Origin of the sequence: Brevundimonas sp. NPDC007368 (assembly GCF_042869015.1) — a bacterium.
Lineage (GTDB): Bacteria > Pseudomonadota > Alphaproteobacteria > Caulobacterales > Caulobacteraceae > Brevundimonas.
Map to the genome: position 1 here is coordinate 404092 of NZ_JBIAFA010000005.1, position 15065 is coordinate 419156.

Consider the following 15065-nt stretch of genomic DNA (forward strand, 5'->3'; position numbering starts at 1 on the left):
TACGGCCCCCTCTCTCGCAGGGGTCCGCCCGCTGCGTGCACCTGTTTCATGCGTCCGCACACGTCTCGCGGATGTGACCTTGAGGATCTTAAGATGTCGCGTCGTTGCGAACTCACGGGTATCGGCCCGATGGTCGGCCACAATGTGAGCCACTCGAACATCAAGACCAAGCGCCGCTTCCTGCCGTCGCTGAAGACGGTCAAGGTGGCCTCGGAATCGCTGGGCCAAACCTTCTCGCTGCGTATCTCGAACGCCGCCCTGCGCACCCTCGACTACAAGGGCGGCCTGGACGCCTTCATCGTCAAGGCTCGCGACGAAAAGCTGTCGGTCGCCGCCCAGCGCATCAAGCGCCAGGTCAAGGCCAAGCTGGCCGAGCAGACCGCCGCTTAATCAGCGCCGTCTGACAAGATTTGAAGAGGCCGGTGGAAACACCGGCCTTTTTCTTTGCGCCCTCGTCGCCCCCCGCTACGGTCATCGCGACCTCTGCCGGAGCCGAAGCCTTGCGCCTGACCGCCGCCCTCTGCCTGACCACCGCCCTGATCAGCGCCCCGGCGCTGGCCCAGGAGGCCGCCCCCGCTCGCGATTCGACGGCCTTCACCCTGTCCAGCGGCACGCCCCGCACATTGGAACAACTGGCCCTGCGCTTCGACAAGGCGGACCTGTCGTTCAAGCTTCTGCCCGAGACCCAGTCGATCGAGGGCGTCGCCATTCTCGACTTCACCGCTGCGGCCCCGGCAAGCGCCGTCGTGGTCGAACTGGACACCCTGTTCGCCATCACCTCGGTCACCGTGGACGGCCAGGCGGTCACCGGCTGGTCCAATCCCGAGGGCCGCCTGACCATCCCCCTGCCGCGGCCGCTGGCGGCCGGCGAGCGCGCCTCGGTCCGCATCGCCTACGCGGGCCGCCCGCATCAGGCCAAGCGCGCGCCCTGGGACGGCGGCTTCGTCTGGGCCAAGACGCCCGATGGTCAGCCCTGGATCGCCAGCGCGGTTCAGGGCGAAGGCTGCGACCTGTTCTGGCCCTGCGTCGACCACCCGAAGGGCGAGCCCGACCGCGTCGATCTGCACATCACCGTCCCGACCGCCCTCAGCGCCCCGGCCAACGGCCGCTTCCTGGGCAAGACCGACAACGGCGACGGCACGACCACCTGGAACTGGACCGCGCGCCAGCCCGACACCTACGCCATCAGCCTGAACGTCGGCCCCTTCGTCGAGATGGCCGCCGACTACCCCAGCCGCTTCGGCAATGTGATTCCCCTGCGCTTCTGGCGCCTGGCGTCGGACGATCCGGCCAAGGCCGCCGCCCTGTTCGCCGAGTTCCCCAAGCAGCTCGACTTCTATGAGGCGACCATCGGCCCCTTCCCCTTCGGCGACGAGAAGATGGGCGTGGTCGAGACTCCGCACCTGGGCATGGAGCACCAGACCATCAACGCCTACGGCAACGGCTACAAGCTGGACGGCAAGGGCTACGACTGGCTGCTGCAGCACGAACTGGCGCACGAATGGTTCGGCAATCAGCTGACCAACGCCGACTGGGACGACATGTGGCTGCACGAGGGCTTCGGCACCTATATGCAGCCCCTCTACGCCCGCTGGCTGAACGGCGAGCGCGCCATGCAGTCCGAACTGCAGACCATGCGGCTGACGCTGGCCAATCGTTTCCCCGTGGTCTCGGGCAAGCCCCAGGACGCGGGCACGGTCTACAACGGCGAGACCGGGCCGGGGCTGGACCTCTATTACAAGGGCGCCCTGATCGCCCACACCCTGCGCCTCTACATCGGCGACGAGGCCTTCTACGAATCCCTGCGCCGACTGGTCTATGGCCGCCCGGATCCCAAGCCGGGGAACTTCGCCCCGCGCTACGCCACGACGCCCGAGTTCATCGCCATCGTCAATCAGGTGACCGGCCGCGATCTGGGCTGGTTCTTCGACGCCTACCTCTATCAGGCCGCCCTGCCCGATCTGGTCATGACCCGCGACGGCGAGCGCGTCACCCTGGAGTGGAAGACCGGAAACGGCCGCCCCTTCCCCCTGCCTGTCGAGGTCGAGGTGGACGGCCGTCTGCGCGCCCTGCCCATGACCGACGGTCGCGCCGTCTTCACGGCGCCCTCCAGCGCCCACATCCTGCTGGACCCCGGTTCAAAGGTGCTGCGCCGCCTGGAGTACCTCGAGGTCTGGAAGGCGTCTCAGAGCGCCGGCTAGGCGTAGCCCAGCAGGCTGCGCAGGCCGGGCGCGTGGAAGTCCACCAGCCGCTTTTGCTGCTCTGGCAGTTCCGACGGGAAGGTCATGCCTTCCGGCAACATCAGGTTCTCGCGCGCCGTCCGGCTCAGCTTGCGGTCCGAGCCGATCCGCACGCGCGCCTTCCAGTCTTCCGGCAAGGCGATGCCGCAGGCGTCCAGAAGCGCGCGGAAATAGGCCTCTGACGACGGCGCATCCAGATCGCCCAGCGCCGCCAGAATATCCTCGTAACGGACCAGATAGACCCCCGTCCCAAGCCAGGAGGCGGCATTGTGCGTGTAGATGTCGGCCAGGGCCGGCGTCTTCCCATGCAGGCCGAAGATCATGAAGTTCATCAGCATGTCGGCGTTGAACACGCCGGACTTCAGATGCTCCAAATTCTCCTGATGGAAGGTGTCCGAGACAAAGAACCGGGCGCGCGCCAGCACCCAGTCGTAGGGGTCGCGCACCAGCAGGACATGACGGGCGGTGCGGACATTGGCGGCGGCCTGGTCGCTGAACAGCAGGTGCGCGGCGCTGAGCCGGGGCGCGTGCGGATTGAAGGCCTCCAGGTGCAGATGCATGTTGGGGATCTGCACGAAGTCGCGATCGTAGTGCTGCTCGACGGGCACGAACATCCTGACGATGTTGCGCAACAGATGGGTGCCGCCCTTGGGCACGCTGTTAAGCAGGACCGGCTGCGCCAGCGGCGTCTGTGAGAACCGCGCCACCTCGGCGTCCAGCGTGTCCTTGATCCCGGTGATGATAGCCATGCTTCCCCCTAAGCCTCAGCCATGGATAAGGCAGGGTCCGCCTCGCCGCACAGCACAAAAATGGAAAGGGCGGCGAGAAGCCTCGCCGCCCTCCCGGAACACAGATGTTCTTTCGATCAGAAGGACTTGCTGATCCGAACGAAGACGCGACGGCCGTAATAGGCCTCGGTGTACTGCGACGCGAGGATCGAGTTCCCCGTCGTCGAGTACTCGCCGATGATGGTCGAGGCTGCGGGCGGCTTCTCGTCGAAGATGTTGGCCACGCCGCCGATCAGCTTCCAGTCGTCGAACTGATAGGCCAGCGAGGCGCTGTGGAAGCCGGTGAACTCGGCGTCGGCCTTCACTTCGACGCGACGGCCGTCGATGGTCGTGAAGAGCGAGCCATTGCTTTCCAGATACTCGCCCGCGCTGGACTGGTTGCCGATCCAGTCGAAGCCCCAGTAGGCCGTCCACGGACCGCGCGAGAAGCTGGCGTTGATATTGCCGACCAGTTCAGGATAGCCGACCTCGCCCAGGGGATCGACCGAGCTGTCCGCGAACACCGCCGTGTAGTTCTCCAGGGTCCAGGTCGTCTGGCTGTCCAGCGTCAGCTCACCCCAGGGCGTCTCGGTGATGAAGCGGAAGGTGAAGTCCAGGCCGCGGTTCGTCTGCTCGGCGATGTTGATGAAGCTGTCGCGCACCTGGGTGATCCCCAGGGTCGGATCGCGGTCGAACTGGTTGCAGATCGGATCGGTCGGGAAGTTGTCCGACAGATAGCAGGCCGTCAGGATCCCGCCGGCGCCCAGGTTGGTCACCTGGTTGTTGATGTTGATGTCGAAGTAATCGACCGCCAGGCTGATGCCGGTTTCGGGCGGGGTGATGATGACGCCCACCACCGTCGCCTTCGAGGTTTCCGGCGTCAGAACGCCCAGACCGCCGCCGGTGACCACCTCGGCCGAGGCGTTGCCCCCGGTGAAGTCGCCGGCCACGCCGCCGCCCGGACCCGCCGCATTGCGGCAGTTGTCATAGAGCTTCTGCGTCACGGCGCCGTCGGCCAGACGCGTGTCCAGGTTCAGGCAGGGGTCGATATTGCGCTGTCCGGCGAAGCTGGTCTGGTCCGCCAGATACAGTTCGAACAGGGCCGGAGCGCGGAACGAGGTGCCGTGGGTCGCGCGGAAGCGCACGGCGTCGTTCACCGCCCAGTTCAGACCCACCTTGTAGGTCGAGGCGTCGCCGGAGGTCTTGGTGTCGGTGTAGCGTCCCGACAGCGACAGATCGAGCCCTTGGACGAAGGGGAAGTCCTTGAGCAGGGGCACGGCCAGCTCGGCATAGGCTTCGCGGGTGTCTTCGCTGCCCTGGGTGATGCCGGCGCCCGACAGACCCCAGCTGTTGTCGGCCAGGGTCACTTCGCCGGGCGTATCATTGATCTCGTCACGACGGATGTGGAAACCCAGCGCCAAGCCCAGAGGTCCGGCCGGCAGTTCAAACAGATTGCCGCCGATCGAGCCTTCCACATAGGTCTGCTCGTAGAGGGTGTTGCCGGTTTCCGTGTCGAACAGGAAGGCCCGCTCTTCGGCGCTCAGATCCCCGCGCAGCACGCGAGGATCGGTGAAGTCCATGTCGATGCACTTGCGGCCGCTGACCGGCAGGTTGCTGCCGACGCAGCTCGACGTCTTGAAGTTGGTCGACGCCACGGCGTCGTCCAGGATCACGTCCGAGGTGTAGTCGCCGTCAGAACGGCTGTACTGGGCGAAGACGTCCCATTTCCAGGTGTTGGAGAACAGGTTCAGATCGCCGCGAACGCCGGCCACGCCGCGGATGTAGTCCACGCGTTGCGACTGATCGAAGTGGTCCGTGATCGGCGTCGCGCTCAGATAGTAGTCGCCGCTGAAGCCGGTGACGGGATCCCCGCCATAGCCCAGCCCCGTCGAGGTGTAGGTGTAGTTCCAGAACTGCCGATAGCTGTCGGTGCGGCTCTCGCGACGGTTCAGCAGGAACTCGCCATAGACTTCCACGCCGCCGCCGACGTCATAGGCGCCATCGACGAAGGCCGTGTAGCGCTCGATCTCGGGGACGATGGACTCTTCGCGTGCGAAGGGGTGGCTGGCGTTGACGACCGCGCGCGAGGCGGCGTCGTAGTTGACCAGATAGAAGCCGTTGGGCGCCACCGGATACTGGGCGCTGGTGGCCGGATTGGTCGGACGGGCCGGGATGTATTTGCCCAGGTCGCCGTCGTAATCGTATTGGAAGCGACCCGCGCGGCCGGTGAAGCCGGGGCCATAGACATAGACCTGTCCCCACAGGGTGTCGTTACAGGTCGGCTCGCCGGTGCGCGGGTCGATCCGGTCGGCGCGATTGCGGGTGCCCGGCTCGAACACATACTGGTTCTTGCAGATCAGGAAGTCGCGGTCGCCGGCGCGCAGCGCCTCCTGGCGATAGTAGTCGGCCGACAGGTTGATGTAGCCCCGGTCGAACTTCTTCCCGAAGGAGCCGGAGATGTTGTACTGCTCGCCGCCGCCGTCCAGGGGCGCTGTGGCGAAGACGCCCATCTCCCCGCCATCGCGACCGCGATTGGTGATCAGGTTGACCACCCCGGCCACGGCGTCCGAGCCATAGATGGACGAGGCGCCGTCCTTCAGCACGTCGACGCGATTGATCGCCGACTGCGGAATGACGTTCAGGTCGAAGGCGGACACGCCGCCGCGCGTGCCGGCCGGGCCGGCGCGACGCCCGTTGAGCAGGACCAGGGTCCGGTTGGCGCCCAGACCGCGCAACGAGATCGTCGAGGCGCCGGGGCCGCCATCGGTCACGAAGGCGCTGGAAATCGTGCTGTTCACCTGCGGCGAACCGGCGGCGACGGTGGACGACTGCAGCATCTGAGCCGTGTCGCTCAGGCCCCGCGCCTGGGCGCGTTCGCTGGTGATCACCTGCACCGGCGAGGCGCTGGTGAACTCATTCTTCGGAATGCGCGACCCGGTGACGATGACTTCTTCAACCTGGGTGGCCTGGTCGTCCACGGCGGCCGGCGGCGTCGTTTGAGCGAAGGCTGGGCTCGTCGCCAGCAGCGCCGCTACAGCGCCGCCGAAGAGCGAGGAGGAATAGCGCAGACGATTTTGCGGCGTCATCTTGATCACTGTGTCCTTTTTCAACCCGTCCCTCCCGTTTCTCAACGAGTCCGAACAGCAACATTTTCATTACGACAAGTTCATCAAACTTCGCCAAAACCGCCGCAATTGCACCACCGCAACCGCAATGAAGACGCTTTTGACGTAACGCCGTTGCAGTATCGCCACAGCCTCGAGCATCGATGGAACGCCCGCCGCACCCGTGCTGACGCCGTGGCGCCGAGCCCTCGGATCGTCTCTGGCGCAAAAAGAAAGAGCCCCGTCGCGGCGACGGGGCTCCTCATTTGTAACGCCAGGCTCAGAGCCGAATGGTCAGAAGCGGAAGGTCAGGAAGGTCCCGAGATAGGACTGGTCTTCCGCCGTCCCGGTCTCCTTCAGGAAGTCGCCGGCCTTGGTGTAGTTGGCGACGCCCATCAGCGAGACATAGGGGGTCAAGGCGTAGCGGGCGAAGACGCCGGTGCGCCAGCCGACATAGGACGACTGTCCTTCATTGGCGCCGCGCAGAACCATGCCGGACAGGGCGTAGAGGCCGTCGTCCTTGCTCTGACGCCACAGGCCGGCGGTGTTGGCGCCCAGGGTCAGCTTGGGCGACGGGCGCACCGTCACCTCGGGCTGCAGCAGCACCATGTTGGCGAAACCCAGATCGGTGCGCAGGGCCGCCGGCTGCGGGAACAGGGGGTTGAAGCTGTTCAGCTTGCCGTCGTTAGGGTCCTTGTCGCCCGAGCCGACGTCCAGACGCACGGCCAGGCGCGGCGACCACTTCACGCTCGAGAAGGTGCGCCCGCCGACCGCCGAGACGAACCAGGCGTCGATGTCGAGATCGCGGAACGAGCCCCACTGTTTGACCGCCTCGATCTCATAGTCCCAAGGCGCGACCTTGCCCGACAGGCGCACCGACAGGGTGTCGCGGTCGTCGCGCCCCGCGACCTGACCGTAAAACGGCGTCGTCAGGCGGTCGGTGTTGGCGTAGAGCAGCTCCAGTTTCGGCGCCGTCGCCCCATGCCCCAGCGTCTTCGCCGCCGTCGCGCCATAGAGGCGATAATCGAAGTTCGTCGCGTCGTCCCACGAGGCCTTGCCTTCACGCAGGGCGTAGCCGGCGAAGGCGCCGCCGCTCCAGCCGGTCGGGCTGTCATACAGGACCCGCACCATGTCCAGGGCCACGCGGGCGTTGGCGCCCTCGCGCATGTCGAACAGGCGGAAGCCGCCCTGGCCGAACTCCTGACGGCCCGCGCGGACGCGCACCGTGCCTCCGCCGAGACCAGTCTTCGCTTCAACGAAGGCCTGATGCAGGTCCGTGCGGTTTTCCTCGATCACCGGCTCGCCGCTGGCCAGGCCCGAGGTGCGGGCGTCCTGCACGTCGACGAAGGCCCGCAGCGAAGAGCCCAGGTTCAGTTCACCCCACAGGCGGGCGCGGGTCTGGAAGTCGCCGCCGGTATCCTGAGCCCCGCGACCGAAGCGCTCGTTGTCGCGGTGCTCGGCGCGGAAGCGCAGCTCGCCGCCGAAGCTGGCCCAGACGGGGCTGCCCTCGCCGCCGACCGGCACATATTTGAACTTCGACCAGGTCGAGGTGCGCCTGGCCGGATCAGCCAGATAAGCGTAGTTCTCGTCGTGATTGATCAGCTTGAACGGCGGCGGCGCGGCCGGGGCGGCAGGCGCGGCGACCGGAACCGCAGCGGGCGCGGTCTGGATCGCCGCCTCGGCGTCGGCGGGCATGGGGGCGTGCGAAAGCAATGCGGCGGCGGCCGCAGCGGCGATACTCATGGATGTCCTCCGGGAAAGGGCGCGGTTGGCTCCGCGCTCGGTTCGATTGGGGTGATTTATTCGGCGTCGGGCTGTCGGCCCGGGGCGGCGTTCTGGAAGGCGGGCAGTTCGAGACAGGCGGCTTCAATGGCCAGTAGACGCGGCCAGCGCAGCTCGACGCCGAAACGGCGGGCGTTGCCCAGCTGCGGCACGATGCACAGGTCGGCCAGGGTCGGAGCGTCGCCGAAGGCGAAGGGTCCCGGCTGGTCGGCCAGCAGCTTGTCGACCGCATCGAGGCCTTCCTCGATGACCGTGGCGGCCCAGGCCTGAACCACGTCTTCGCCCAGACCGAGGTCGCGCAGGCGTTGCAGCACCTTGAGGTTCTGCACCGGGTGGATGTCGCAGGCGACGGCCTGGGCCACGGCCCGGACCCTGGCCTTCTGCACCGGATCGGCGGGCAGCAGCGACGGCTCGGGCGAGGTCTCGTCGAGGTACTCGATGATAACCAGCGACTGGGTCAGGACCGCGCCGTCGTCGGTGACGAAGGCGGGCAGCAGGCCCTGCGGGTTGAGCGCCAGATATTCCGGCGCCCGCTGCTCGCCCTTGCGCAGGTGATGGATGACCTGCACGGCCTCCAGTCCCTTGAGGCCCAGGGCGATACGAACCCGCCAGGAGGCCGTGGAGCGGAAATAACCGTGCAGGATCATGGGGTCAGACTCCGGCGCGACGGCGCACGCCGCCGAGGGTGAAGACCGCGATCGAGGCGATCACGGCGGGGATGACCGCCAGCAGGATCAGGTTCTGCGGGCTCCAGCCGGCGGCCAGCAGCACGCCGCCGACCAGCGGGCCGACGATGGCGCCGATCCGGCCCACGCCCAGGGCCCAGCCCACGCCGGTGGCGCGGATGGCGGTCGGATAGACGGCCGCCGTCAGGGCGTTGCAGCCGATCTGGGCGCCGACGACGCCGAAGCCGGACAGGGCCGCGCCGACCAGCAGGACCGTCAGGTTCGTGCCGCCGAAGGCCAGCAGGGCGATGAAGGCGGCCGAGGCGGCGTAGGCCGAACCCAGGACGACATAGGGGCTGATCTTGTCGATCATCCGGCCCAGGACGATGGCGCCGACGACGCCGCCCAGGTTCAGGGTGGCGGTGGACAGGATGGCCATGCCGAGCGGCAGACCGGCGCCCTTCAGCAGGGTCGGCAGCCAGTTCACCAGGAAGTACATGACCAGCAGGTTCATGAAGAAGGCGACCCACAGCAGCAGGGTCACCGGGGCGCGGCCTTCACGGAACAGCTGGAAGACCGAGAAGCCCTTGGCCGCCGACGTCTGCTCGTGCTTCAGGCCGGCGATGAATTCGCTGACCGAGGCGTCAGCGTCGATCTTCTTCACGATCGGGGCGATCTTGTGCTCCGGCGCGCCCTTGGCGACCAGGAAACGCACCGATTCCGGCAGCATGAAATAGAGCACCGGCAGCAGCAGCAGCGGCAAGACGCCGCCGACGACGAAGACCGAATGCCAGTCCCAAGTGGCGATTAACCAGGTCGAGATCAGACCGCCGATGGTCGAGCCCAGCGGGAAGCCGCAGAACATGACCGTCACCAGGGTCGCGCGCAGTCGGGCCGGGCCGTATTCGCTGGTCAGGGCGATGATGTTGGGCATGGCGGCGCCCAGACCGACGCCGGTGATGAAGCGATAGATCAGCAGTTCGTTCATCGAGGTCGAGAAGGCCGTCAGCAGGGCGAACAGGCCGAAGATGAAGGTCGAGATCAGGATGACCGTCTTGCGGCCGAACTTGTCCGCCGCCGGGCTCAGGGTGAAGGCGCCGACCGTCAGGCCCAGAAGGCCGATGGCGAAGATCGGGCCGAAGGCCGACGGGGCCAGGCCCCAGTCCTCGGCGATCTTGGGCGCGACGAAGGCGATCGACTGGGTGTCGAAGCCGTCGAGCATGGCGATGATGAAGCACAGCGCCGTGACGCCGAACTGTAGCGGGCCGAACTTGGCCCGGTCGATGACGGCGTTTCCGCCCCCCTCACCCATGGCTGCCATTTGTGTCGTCCTCCTGGGAGGGCGCGTCTGTCGCGCGCCTCTCCTTGTGTTGATGATGTTGGAAAAAAGGATCAGGCGGCGGGCGGGCCGACCTTGATGTTGAGGGGGGTCAGGCCGTCGATGGTCACGGTCATGGCGTCGCCTTCGACGACGGCGCCGACGCCGGCGGGGGTGCCGGTATAGATCAGGTCGCCGGGCTGGATCTCCCACAGACCCGACAGGTAGGCGACGATGTCCGCCACCGGCCAGATCAGATCGGCCAGATCCGCCGACTGCTTGACCTCGCCGTTGACGGTCAGCTCGATCTTGCCGTTCTCGGGATCAAAGCCCTCGCCCGCCTTGTGGATCAGGCCCAGCGGCGACGACTGCTCGACGTTCTTGCCGGTGTCCCACGGACGGCCTTGCGCGCGGGCTTCCAGCTGCAGGTCGCGGCGCGTCATGTCCAGGCCGGTGGCGTAGCCCCAGACGTGGTCCAGCGCGTCCCGGGCGGCGATGTCGCGACCGCCCTTGCCGATGGCGACCACCAGCTCGGCCTCATAGTGGAAGTTCTCGGTCTTGGACGGATAGGCGATGGTCGTGCCGTCCGGCACGACGGTCTCGGCCCAGGCGGTGAAGAAGAAGGGCGGCTCGCGGTCCGGGTCGCGGCCCATTTCGCGGGCGTGAGCGGCATAGTTGCGGCCGACGCAGAAGATGCGGCGGACCGGGAATTCGTCCCCGGTGTTGGTCGGGGCAAGCACGGGCGCTTGCGGTTGGAACAGCAGGCTCATGCGTTCTCTTCCTTGTAGAGGTTCAGTTTTTCCTGACAGGCCTTGTCGGAGTATCCGAACAGGACCAGCCGGCTGGCCGCCTTGAAGGCGACCGATTTCCACGACGGCACGACCACGATGTCGCGCGGCTTCAGGGCGATTGTCTCGCCCTCGACGACCGCCTCGCCCGTCCCTTCGACGACCACGAAGATGGTGCCGTCGGTCGAGCGGCGCGGCTTGCTTTCAAAGCCTTCCGGCAGCAGGCGGACATGGGCCGAGATGGTGGCCATGATCGGCCCGCCGTTGATCGGGTTCATGAACTCCAGCGCGTGACCCAGATGCGGGTCGATCTCGGCGCCGCTCTCGGCCATGGCGTCCAGCGCCGGACGCCACTCGGCGTAGGGATAGTGGAACAGCGGCTGATGCGCCGGGCGGCGATCCGCCGTGTGGCCTTTCAGCGGACGCATGTTGCGGCCATAGCGGTTCAGGCTGTCGCCGGCCGGGGCCTGTTCGGGGAACTGGTCTTCCGAATAGCCCTCGGCGAAGCTGGCGTCGAAGTGACGGACGGTGGGGATGTCCAGACCGTCCAGCCAGATCATCGGCGTCTCGGTCGGATTGCCGTGGTCGTGCCACTGGCCGCCCGGCGTCAGCACCAGGTCGAAGGGCTGCATCACCGCCTTCTCGCCGTCCACCGAGGTATAGGCGCCGCCGCCCTCCATGACGAAGCGCAGGGCGCACTGGGCATGGCGGTGGGCCGGAGCGATCTCGCCAGGCAGGATCAGTTGCAGACCGGCGTAGAGGCTGGGCGTGATGCCCGAATGGCCCGGCAGGCCGGGGTTCTCCAGGATCAGCACGCGGCGCTCGGCCTGTTTGGCGCTGATCAGGTCGCCCGCCCGCATCAGGTAGTCGCGCGCATTGTCATAGGACCACTTGTGCACCTTGGCGGGAGAATCCGGCTTGGGCAGGACCAGGGCCGACAGCTTTTCCCACAGGGGATAGAGGCCTTCGGGCTCCATCTGCTCATAGAGGGCGTTCAGCTGGGACTGCTGGTCGTTGGACAGGACCTCGTGCATGGCTCAGCCCTCCATGCCGACGTGCAGCAGGCCGTCCTGCAGCTTGACCGGGAAGCTGCGCACGGCGACCGAGCAAGGCGCATCGACCGGCGCGCCGGTCTTCACATTGAAGGTGCCCTGATGCAGCGGGCACTCGATCAGCTCGCCGTCCAGGAAGCCGTCGGACAGGCTGGCGGCGCCGTGGGTGCACAGGTCGGCGGTGGCGAAATACTCGCCGTCCACGACATAGAGGGCGACGTTCAGGCCGTTGGCGCTGGCCTTGGCCACGCCGTGCTCTTCGAGGGCCGAGGGCGGCAAGGTCGCCACCCACGACAGGGTCGCGGCTTCGGTCATGCGGGGTACACCAGACTGTTGGGGATCATTTCGGAATCGAAGACGACGATACGCTCGACAAAGCGCAGGCGGTCGCCGTCGCGGACGATGCGGTCGTGGCAGACGGCGGACAGGATGATGTCCGACTGCTTGTCGACCAGGGTCTGCACCACCAGCAGGTTGTGGCGTAAACGCACGCCCTCTTCGGTCTGCTCGACCACGCGCGGCGCGGTGGGAAAGCGACGGTAATATCGCGGCGCATACATCTGGGTCCGCGTCAGGCCGGTCACCCGGTCCTTCAGCATGCCCCGGCTCTCGGCCTGCATGGTGCTGAGCGTATAGCCGGCCTCGTAGTTCTCGCGCGGGATCACCCGATACAGGCAGTCCTCGGTGAAGAAGTCGGGCCAGGCGTGCAGATCGACATCGTCCAGCACGCCGTAATAGGCGTCATACAGGTCGCGGATCTCGTCACGAGCAATAGTCATGGTCTCGCTCACAGGCCCATCACCTTGCGCCAGTAGCGGTACATGCCGCGCACGGCGGTTTCCGTGACCTGGTGATCCGTCGGTGCGATCTCGCGGCCGCCCATCTGCAGGATGAAGTGCTCGTCCGGCGAACCGGCGGCGCCTTGCTGCGTCATTTCCAGAACCTCGCCGTCGTCGGCCGAGACGAAGCCCGCCGGGCCGAACAGGTTGGCCTGACGCGTGCGGCGCAGGCGCATCTCCGGCGTGTCGTCGGCGTAGCACCAGTGGGTCCAGTGGAAGTCAAAGCCACCGACGCCCTTGGGCACGATCTGGCGCGTGGTCAGGCTGTTGACCTGCTGTTGCAGGATCACGCTGGGGAAGATGGTGATCATCCCGACGGTTTCCTCGCCGGGGAACTCCTGCACCACGTCCATGACGCGAGGGTCTTCCAGCACCAGATCGCCCTGGAAGTTGCGGATGTCGGCCATGGCCTCGGTCTTTTCCTGCTCGCCCTTGCGCGAGATCAGGATGCCGTGGCGGCCCTCGTCGTCGATGTCGACGGCGGACTTCTGGTCGGCGCGGAACAGGCCGAAGGTGGCGAAGAACACATGCAGAAGGCCCGCGTGATAGGGGTCCTTGATGTTCTCCTGCATCTGCTTCCAGTTGGCGGGGATGTGCTGACGGTTGTAGCCCAGCACCTCCAGCTTCCGGCCGTCATAGACGCGGGTGTAGTGCTTCCAGAACTTCTCGCCGAGATACTCGCAGAAGGGCGGCGTCTCGTCCGAGAAGGTGGCCCAGACCACGCCGTTGACCACCTCGACGCGCAGCTTGTTCAGGCTGTGGTCCTTGGGATCGAAGTCCGACGGCATGCCGCCCTGGCGCTTGACGCCGCGGCGGAAGGGCACGCCCTGCAGGTCGCCGTTCAGCGCATAGGACCACTGGTGATAGGGGCAGATCAGCTCCTTGGAGTGGCCGGTGCGGGTCTGGCAGAACTTGACGCCCTTGTGGGCGCAGCGGTTCTCGACGACCGAGATCTCGTCCTCGCCCGAGCGGACCATGACGCAGGGCTTTTCGCCCAGGGTCGTCGTCTTCCAGTCGCCGACCTCGGTCAGTTCGCACTCCAGGCCGACATAGAGCCAGTGCGGCCCGTACCAGATCTTCTGCAGTTCCTCGGCGTAGATCGCGGGGTCCGTATAGACCCAGTAGGGCACGGCGGCGTCGACGTCGGCCGGCCATGCGCGGCTGTTCTCGCCCTCCGGCGGGCGTACGGGGATGTTCACTGAAAGCTCCCGGACAAGAATTCGAAGCGGCGATCTCATGTCGCCGTTGACCGCATTGGTGTCGTGGTTTTTGATCTATGTCAAACGCGTTGCATCTAGTGCAACGACGAATGGAGATCACAAATGGCTGAACGCATCGTCATCCTGGGCGCCGGACACGCCGGCGGCGCGACCGCTATCGCCTTGCGTGAGCTGGGTTTTTCGGGATCGATCCTGGTCGTGGGCGACGAGGCCCACCCCCCCTACGAACGTCCAAGCCTGTCCAAGGAATACCTGTCGGGCGCCGAGGCCGATCCGGTCTGGCTGGCGCCCGTTGAACGTTGGGCCGAGCTGGACGTGGCTCTGAAACTGGGCGCCGAGGCCGTCACCATCGATCGTGACGCGGGACAGATTCGACTGGCCGACGGTTCGGTCGAACCCTACGACAAACTGGTCCTGGCCATGGGCGGTCGCGTGCGCCGCCTGCCCCTGCCCGACCATGCCGCCGTCCGTTACCTGCGCACCGCCGACGACGCCCGCGCCATCGCGGCGGCGTCCAAACCCGGCGCCCGCGCCCTGGTGATCGGCGGCGGCGTGATCGGTCTGGAGGCGGCTTCGACCCTGCGCGGTCTGGGCCTGAGCGCCGTGGTGATCGAGGCGGGCCAGCGTCTGCTGGGCCGCAACGTCCCGGCCGAGGCCGCCGAATGGCTGGCCGCCGCCCACGCCCGCATCGGCGTCGAGGTGAAGCTGGGCCGGTCGCTGCAATCATTGGAAGACGCCGCCGACGGCTCGGTTCTGGCGCGGCTGGATGACGGCTCAGCCATCGAGGCCGACCTGATCGTCGTCGGCATCGGCATCATCCCCTCGACCGGGATGGCGGAGACCGCGGGCCTGCCCGTCGCCGGCGGGGTTCTGGTCGGCGACGACTACCGTTCGCCCGCCGACGACCGCATCTTCGCCGTCGGTGATCTGGCCGCGCGCGTCCGCGACGGCGCCGCCGCCCGCATGGAGACCTGGGCCCACGCCCAGACCTCGGCCCGCGCCGCCGCCCTCGCCATCCTGGGCCAACCCGCCGAGGCCGAACCCACGCCCTGGTTCTGGACCGCCCAGTGCGGCCACAACCTGCAGATTCTCGGCGACCCGGTGGCCGGCGACGCCGTCGTGGCGCGGGGCGAGGCGGTGCGTCTCTATCTGCGCGACGGCGTGCTGGTCGGCGCGGTCTGTCTGGATCAGCCCCGCGACTTCGCCACGGCGCGCCGCCTGATGGGCAAGACTTTGATCGCGGAAACGGCCGGCGATCCGGCGACCGACCTGCGCAAGGCGGCCGCCTGA

Annotated in this window: 13 protein-coding genes; 3 read left to right on the forward strand and 10 right to left on the reverse strand. The window is 67.0% G+C overall.

What is annotated here, in order from left to right; translation table 11 throughout:
* Positions 1 to 93 precede the first annotated feature (93 nt).
* Together rpmB and ACFYLW_RS13305 are read left to right on the forward strand one after the other, a co-directional pair.
* Positions 94 to 390, forward strand: coding sequence for a 50S ribosomal protein L28 (gene rpmB, locus ACFYLW_RS13300; protein ID WP_292083479.1), 297 nt, complete (start codon positions 94 to 96; stop codon positions 388 to 390).
* Between the two features lie 110 nt (positions 391 to 500).
* Positions 501 to 2201 (forward strand): M1 family metallopeptidase, encoded by a 1701-nt coding sequence (locus ACFYLW_RS13305; protein WP_312063744.1) that lies wholly within the window; start codon positions 501 to 503, stop codon positions 2199 to 2201.
* On the opposite strand, the gene ACFYLW_RS13310 is transcribed toward ACFYLW_RS13305, so the two are convergent.
* The 10 genes from ACFYLW_RS13310 to ACFYLW_RS13355 form a co-directional block, all read right to left on the reverse strand.
* Entirely contained in the window at positions 2198 to 2989 is a 792-nt protein-coding gene (locus tag ACFYLW_RS13310) for a hypothetical protein (protein ID WP_292083477.1), read from the reverse strand. The genes ACFYLW_RS13305 and ACFYLW_RS13310 overlap by 4 nt on opposite strands.
* 116 nt (positions 2990 to 3105) lie before the next feature.
* A complete protein-coding gene (locus tag ACFYLW_RS13315; protein ID WP_312063742.1) occupies positions 3106 to 6117 on the reverse strand; it encodes a TonB-dependent receptor domain-containing protein in 3012 nt (1003 codons plus the stop codon).
* Between the two features lie 288 nt (positions 6118 to 6405).
* Positions 6406 to 7854, reverse strand: a complete 1449-nt coding sequence (locus ACFYLW_RS13320) for an alginate export family protein (protein WP_312063741.1) — start codon at positions 7852 to 7854, stop codon at positions 6406 to 6408.
* 56 nt (positions 7855 to 7910) lie between these two features.
* Entirely contained in the window at positions 7911 to 8540 is a 630-nt protein-coding gene (gene maiA / locus ACFYLW_RS13325; RefSeq protein WP_312063739.1) for a maleylacetoacetate isomerase, read from the reverse strand.
* A gap of 4 nt (positions 8541 to 8544) precedes the next feature.
* Positions 8545 to 9879 (reverse strand): MFS transporter, encoded by a 1335-nt coding sequence (locus tag ACFYLW_RS13330; protein ID WP_312063737.1) that lies wholly within the window; start codon positions 9877 to 9879, stop codon positions 8545 to 8547.
* 71 nt (positions 9880 to 9950) lie between these two features.
* Positions 9951 to 10646 (reverse strand): fumarylacetoacetate hydrolase family protein, encoded by a 696-nt coding sequence (locus ACFYLW_RS13335; RefSeq protein ID WP_312063735.1) that lies wholly within the window; start codon positions 10644 to 10646, stop codon positions 9951 to 9953.
* Positions 10643 to 11698 (reverse strand): gentisate 1,2-dioxygenase, encoded by a 1056-nt coding sequence (gene gtdA / locus ACFYLW_RS13340; protein WP_312063734.1) that lies wholly within the window; start codon positions 11696 to 11698, stop codon positions 10643 to 10645. Before gtdA ends, ACFYLW_RS13335 begins: the two co-directional genes overlap by 4 nt.
* 3 nt (positions 11699 to 11701) lie before the next feature.
* Positions 11702 to 12031 (reverse strand): non-heme iron oxygenase ferredoxin subunit, encoded by a 330-nt coding sequence (locus tag ACFYLW_RS13345; protein WP_207826588.1) that lies wholly within the window; start codon positions 12029 to 12031, stop codon positions 11702 to 11704.
* Entirely contained in the window at positions 12028 to 12495 is a 468-nt protein-coding gene (locus tag ACFYLW_RS13350) for a nuclear transport factor 2 family protein (protein ID WP_312063732.1), read from the reverse strand. Before ACFYLW_RS13350 ends, ACFYLW_RS13345 begins: the two co-directional genes overlap by 4 nt.
* Before the next feature lie 8 nt (positions 12496 to 12503).
* The gene (locus ACFYLW_RS13355) at positions 12504 to 13754 is read right to left on the reverse strand and encodes an aromatic ring-hydroxylating dioxygenase subunit alpha (RefSeq protein ID WP_312063730.1); all 1251 of its coding nucleotides are present in this window, start codon (positions 13752 to 13754) and stop codon (positions 12504 to 12506) included.
* A gap of 123 nt (positions 13755 to 13877) precedes the next feature.
* On the opposite strand from ACFYLW_RS13355, the gene ACFYLW_RS13360 reads away from it, so the two are divergent.
* Positions 13878 to 15065: an FAD-dependent oxidoreductase gene (locus tag ACFYLW_RS13360; protein WP_312063728.1), complete on the forward strand. Its 1188-nt coding sequence runs from the start codon at positions 13878 to 13880 to the stop codon at positions 15063 to 15065.

What these genes read in the sequence shown, in the direction of transcription:
- rpmB (WP_292083479.1), top strand. Translation starts at nt 94, where the DNA reads ATGTCGCGTCGTTGCGAACTCACGGGTATCGGCCCGATGGTCGGCCAC.
- ACFYLW_RS13310 (WP_292083477.1), bottom strand. Translation starts at nt 2,989, where the DNA reads ATGGCTATCATCACCGGGATCAAGGACACGCTGGACGCCGAGGTGGCG.
- ACFYLW_RS13320 (WP_312063741.1), bottom strand. Translation starts at nt 7,854, where the DNA reads ATGAGTATCGCCGCTGCGGCCGCCGCCGCATTGCTTTCGCACGCCCCC.
- maiA (WP_312063739.1), bottom strand. Translation starts at nt 8,540, where the DNA reads ATGATCCTGCACGGTTATTTCCGCTCCACGGCCTCCTGGCGGGTTCGT.
- ACFYLW_RS13330 (WP_312063737.1), bottom strand. Translation starts at nt 9,879, where the DNA reads ATGGCAGCCATGGGTGAGGGGGGCGGAAACGCCGTCATCGACCGGGCC.
- ACFYLW_RS13335 (WP_312063735.1), bottom strand. Translation starts at nt 10,646, where the DNA reads ATGAGCCTGCTGTTCCAACCGCAAGCGCCCGTGCTTGCCCCGACCAAC.
- gtdA (WP_312063734.1), bottom strand. Translation starts at nt 11,698, where the DNA reads ATGCACGAGGTCCTGTCCAACGACCAGCAGTCCCAGCTGAACGCCCTC.
- ACFYLW_RS13345 (WP_207826588.1), bottom strand. Translation starts at nt 12,031, where the DNA reads ATGACCGAAGCCGCGACCCTGTCGTGGGTGGCGACCTTGCCGCCCTCG.
- ACFYLW_RS13350 (WP_312063732.1), bottom strand. Translation starts at nt 12,495, where the DNA reads ATGACTATTGCTCGTGACGAGATCCGCGACCTGTATGACGCCTATTAC.
- ACFYLW_RS13360 (WP_312063728.1), top strand. Translation starts at nt 13,878, where the DNA reads ATGGCTGAACGCATCGTCATCCTGGGCGCCGGACACGCCGGCGGCGCG.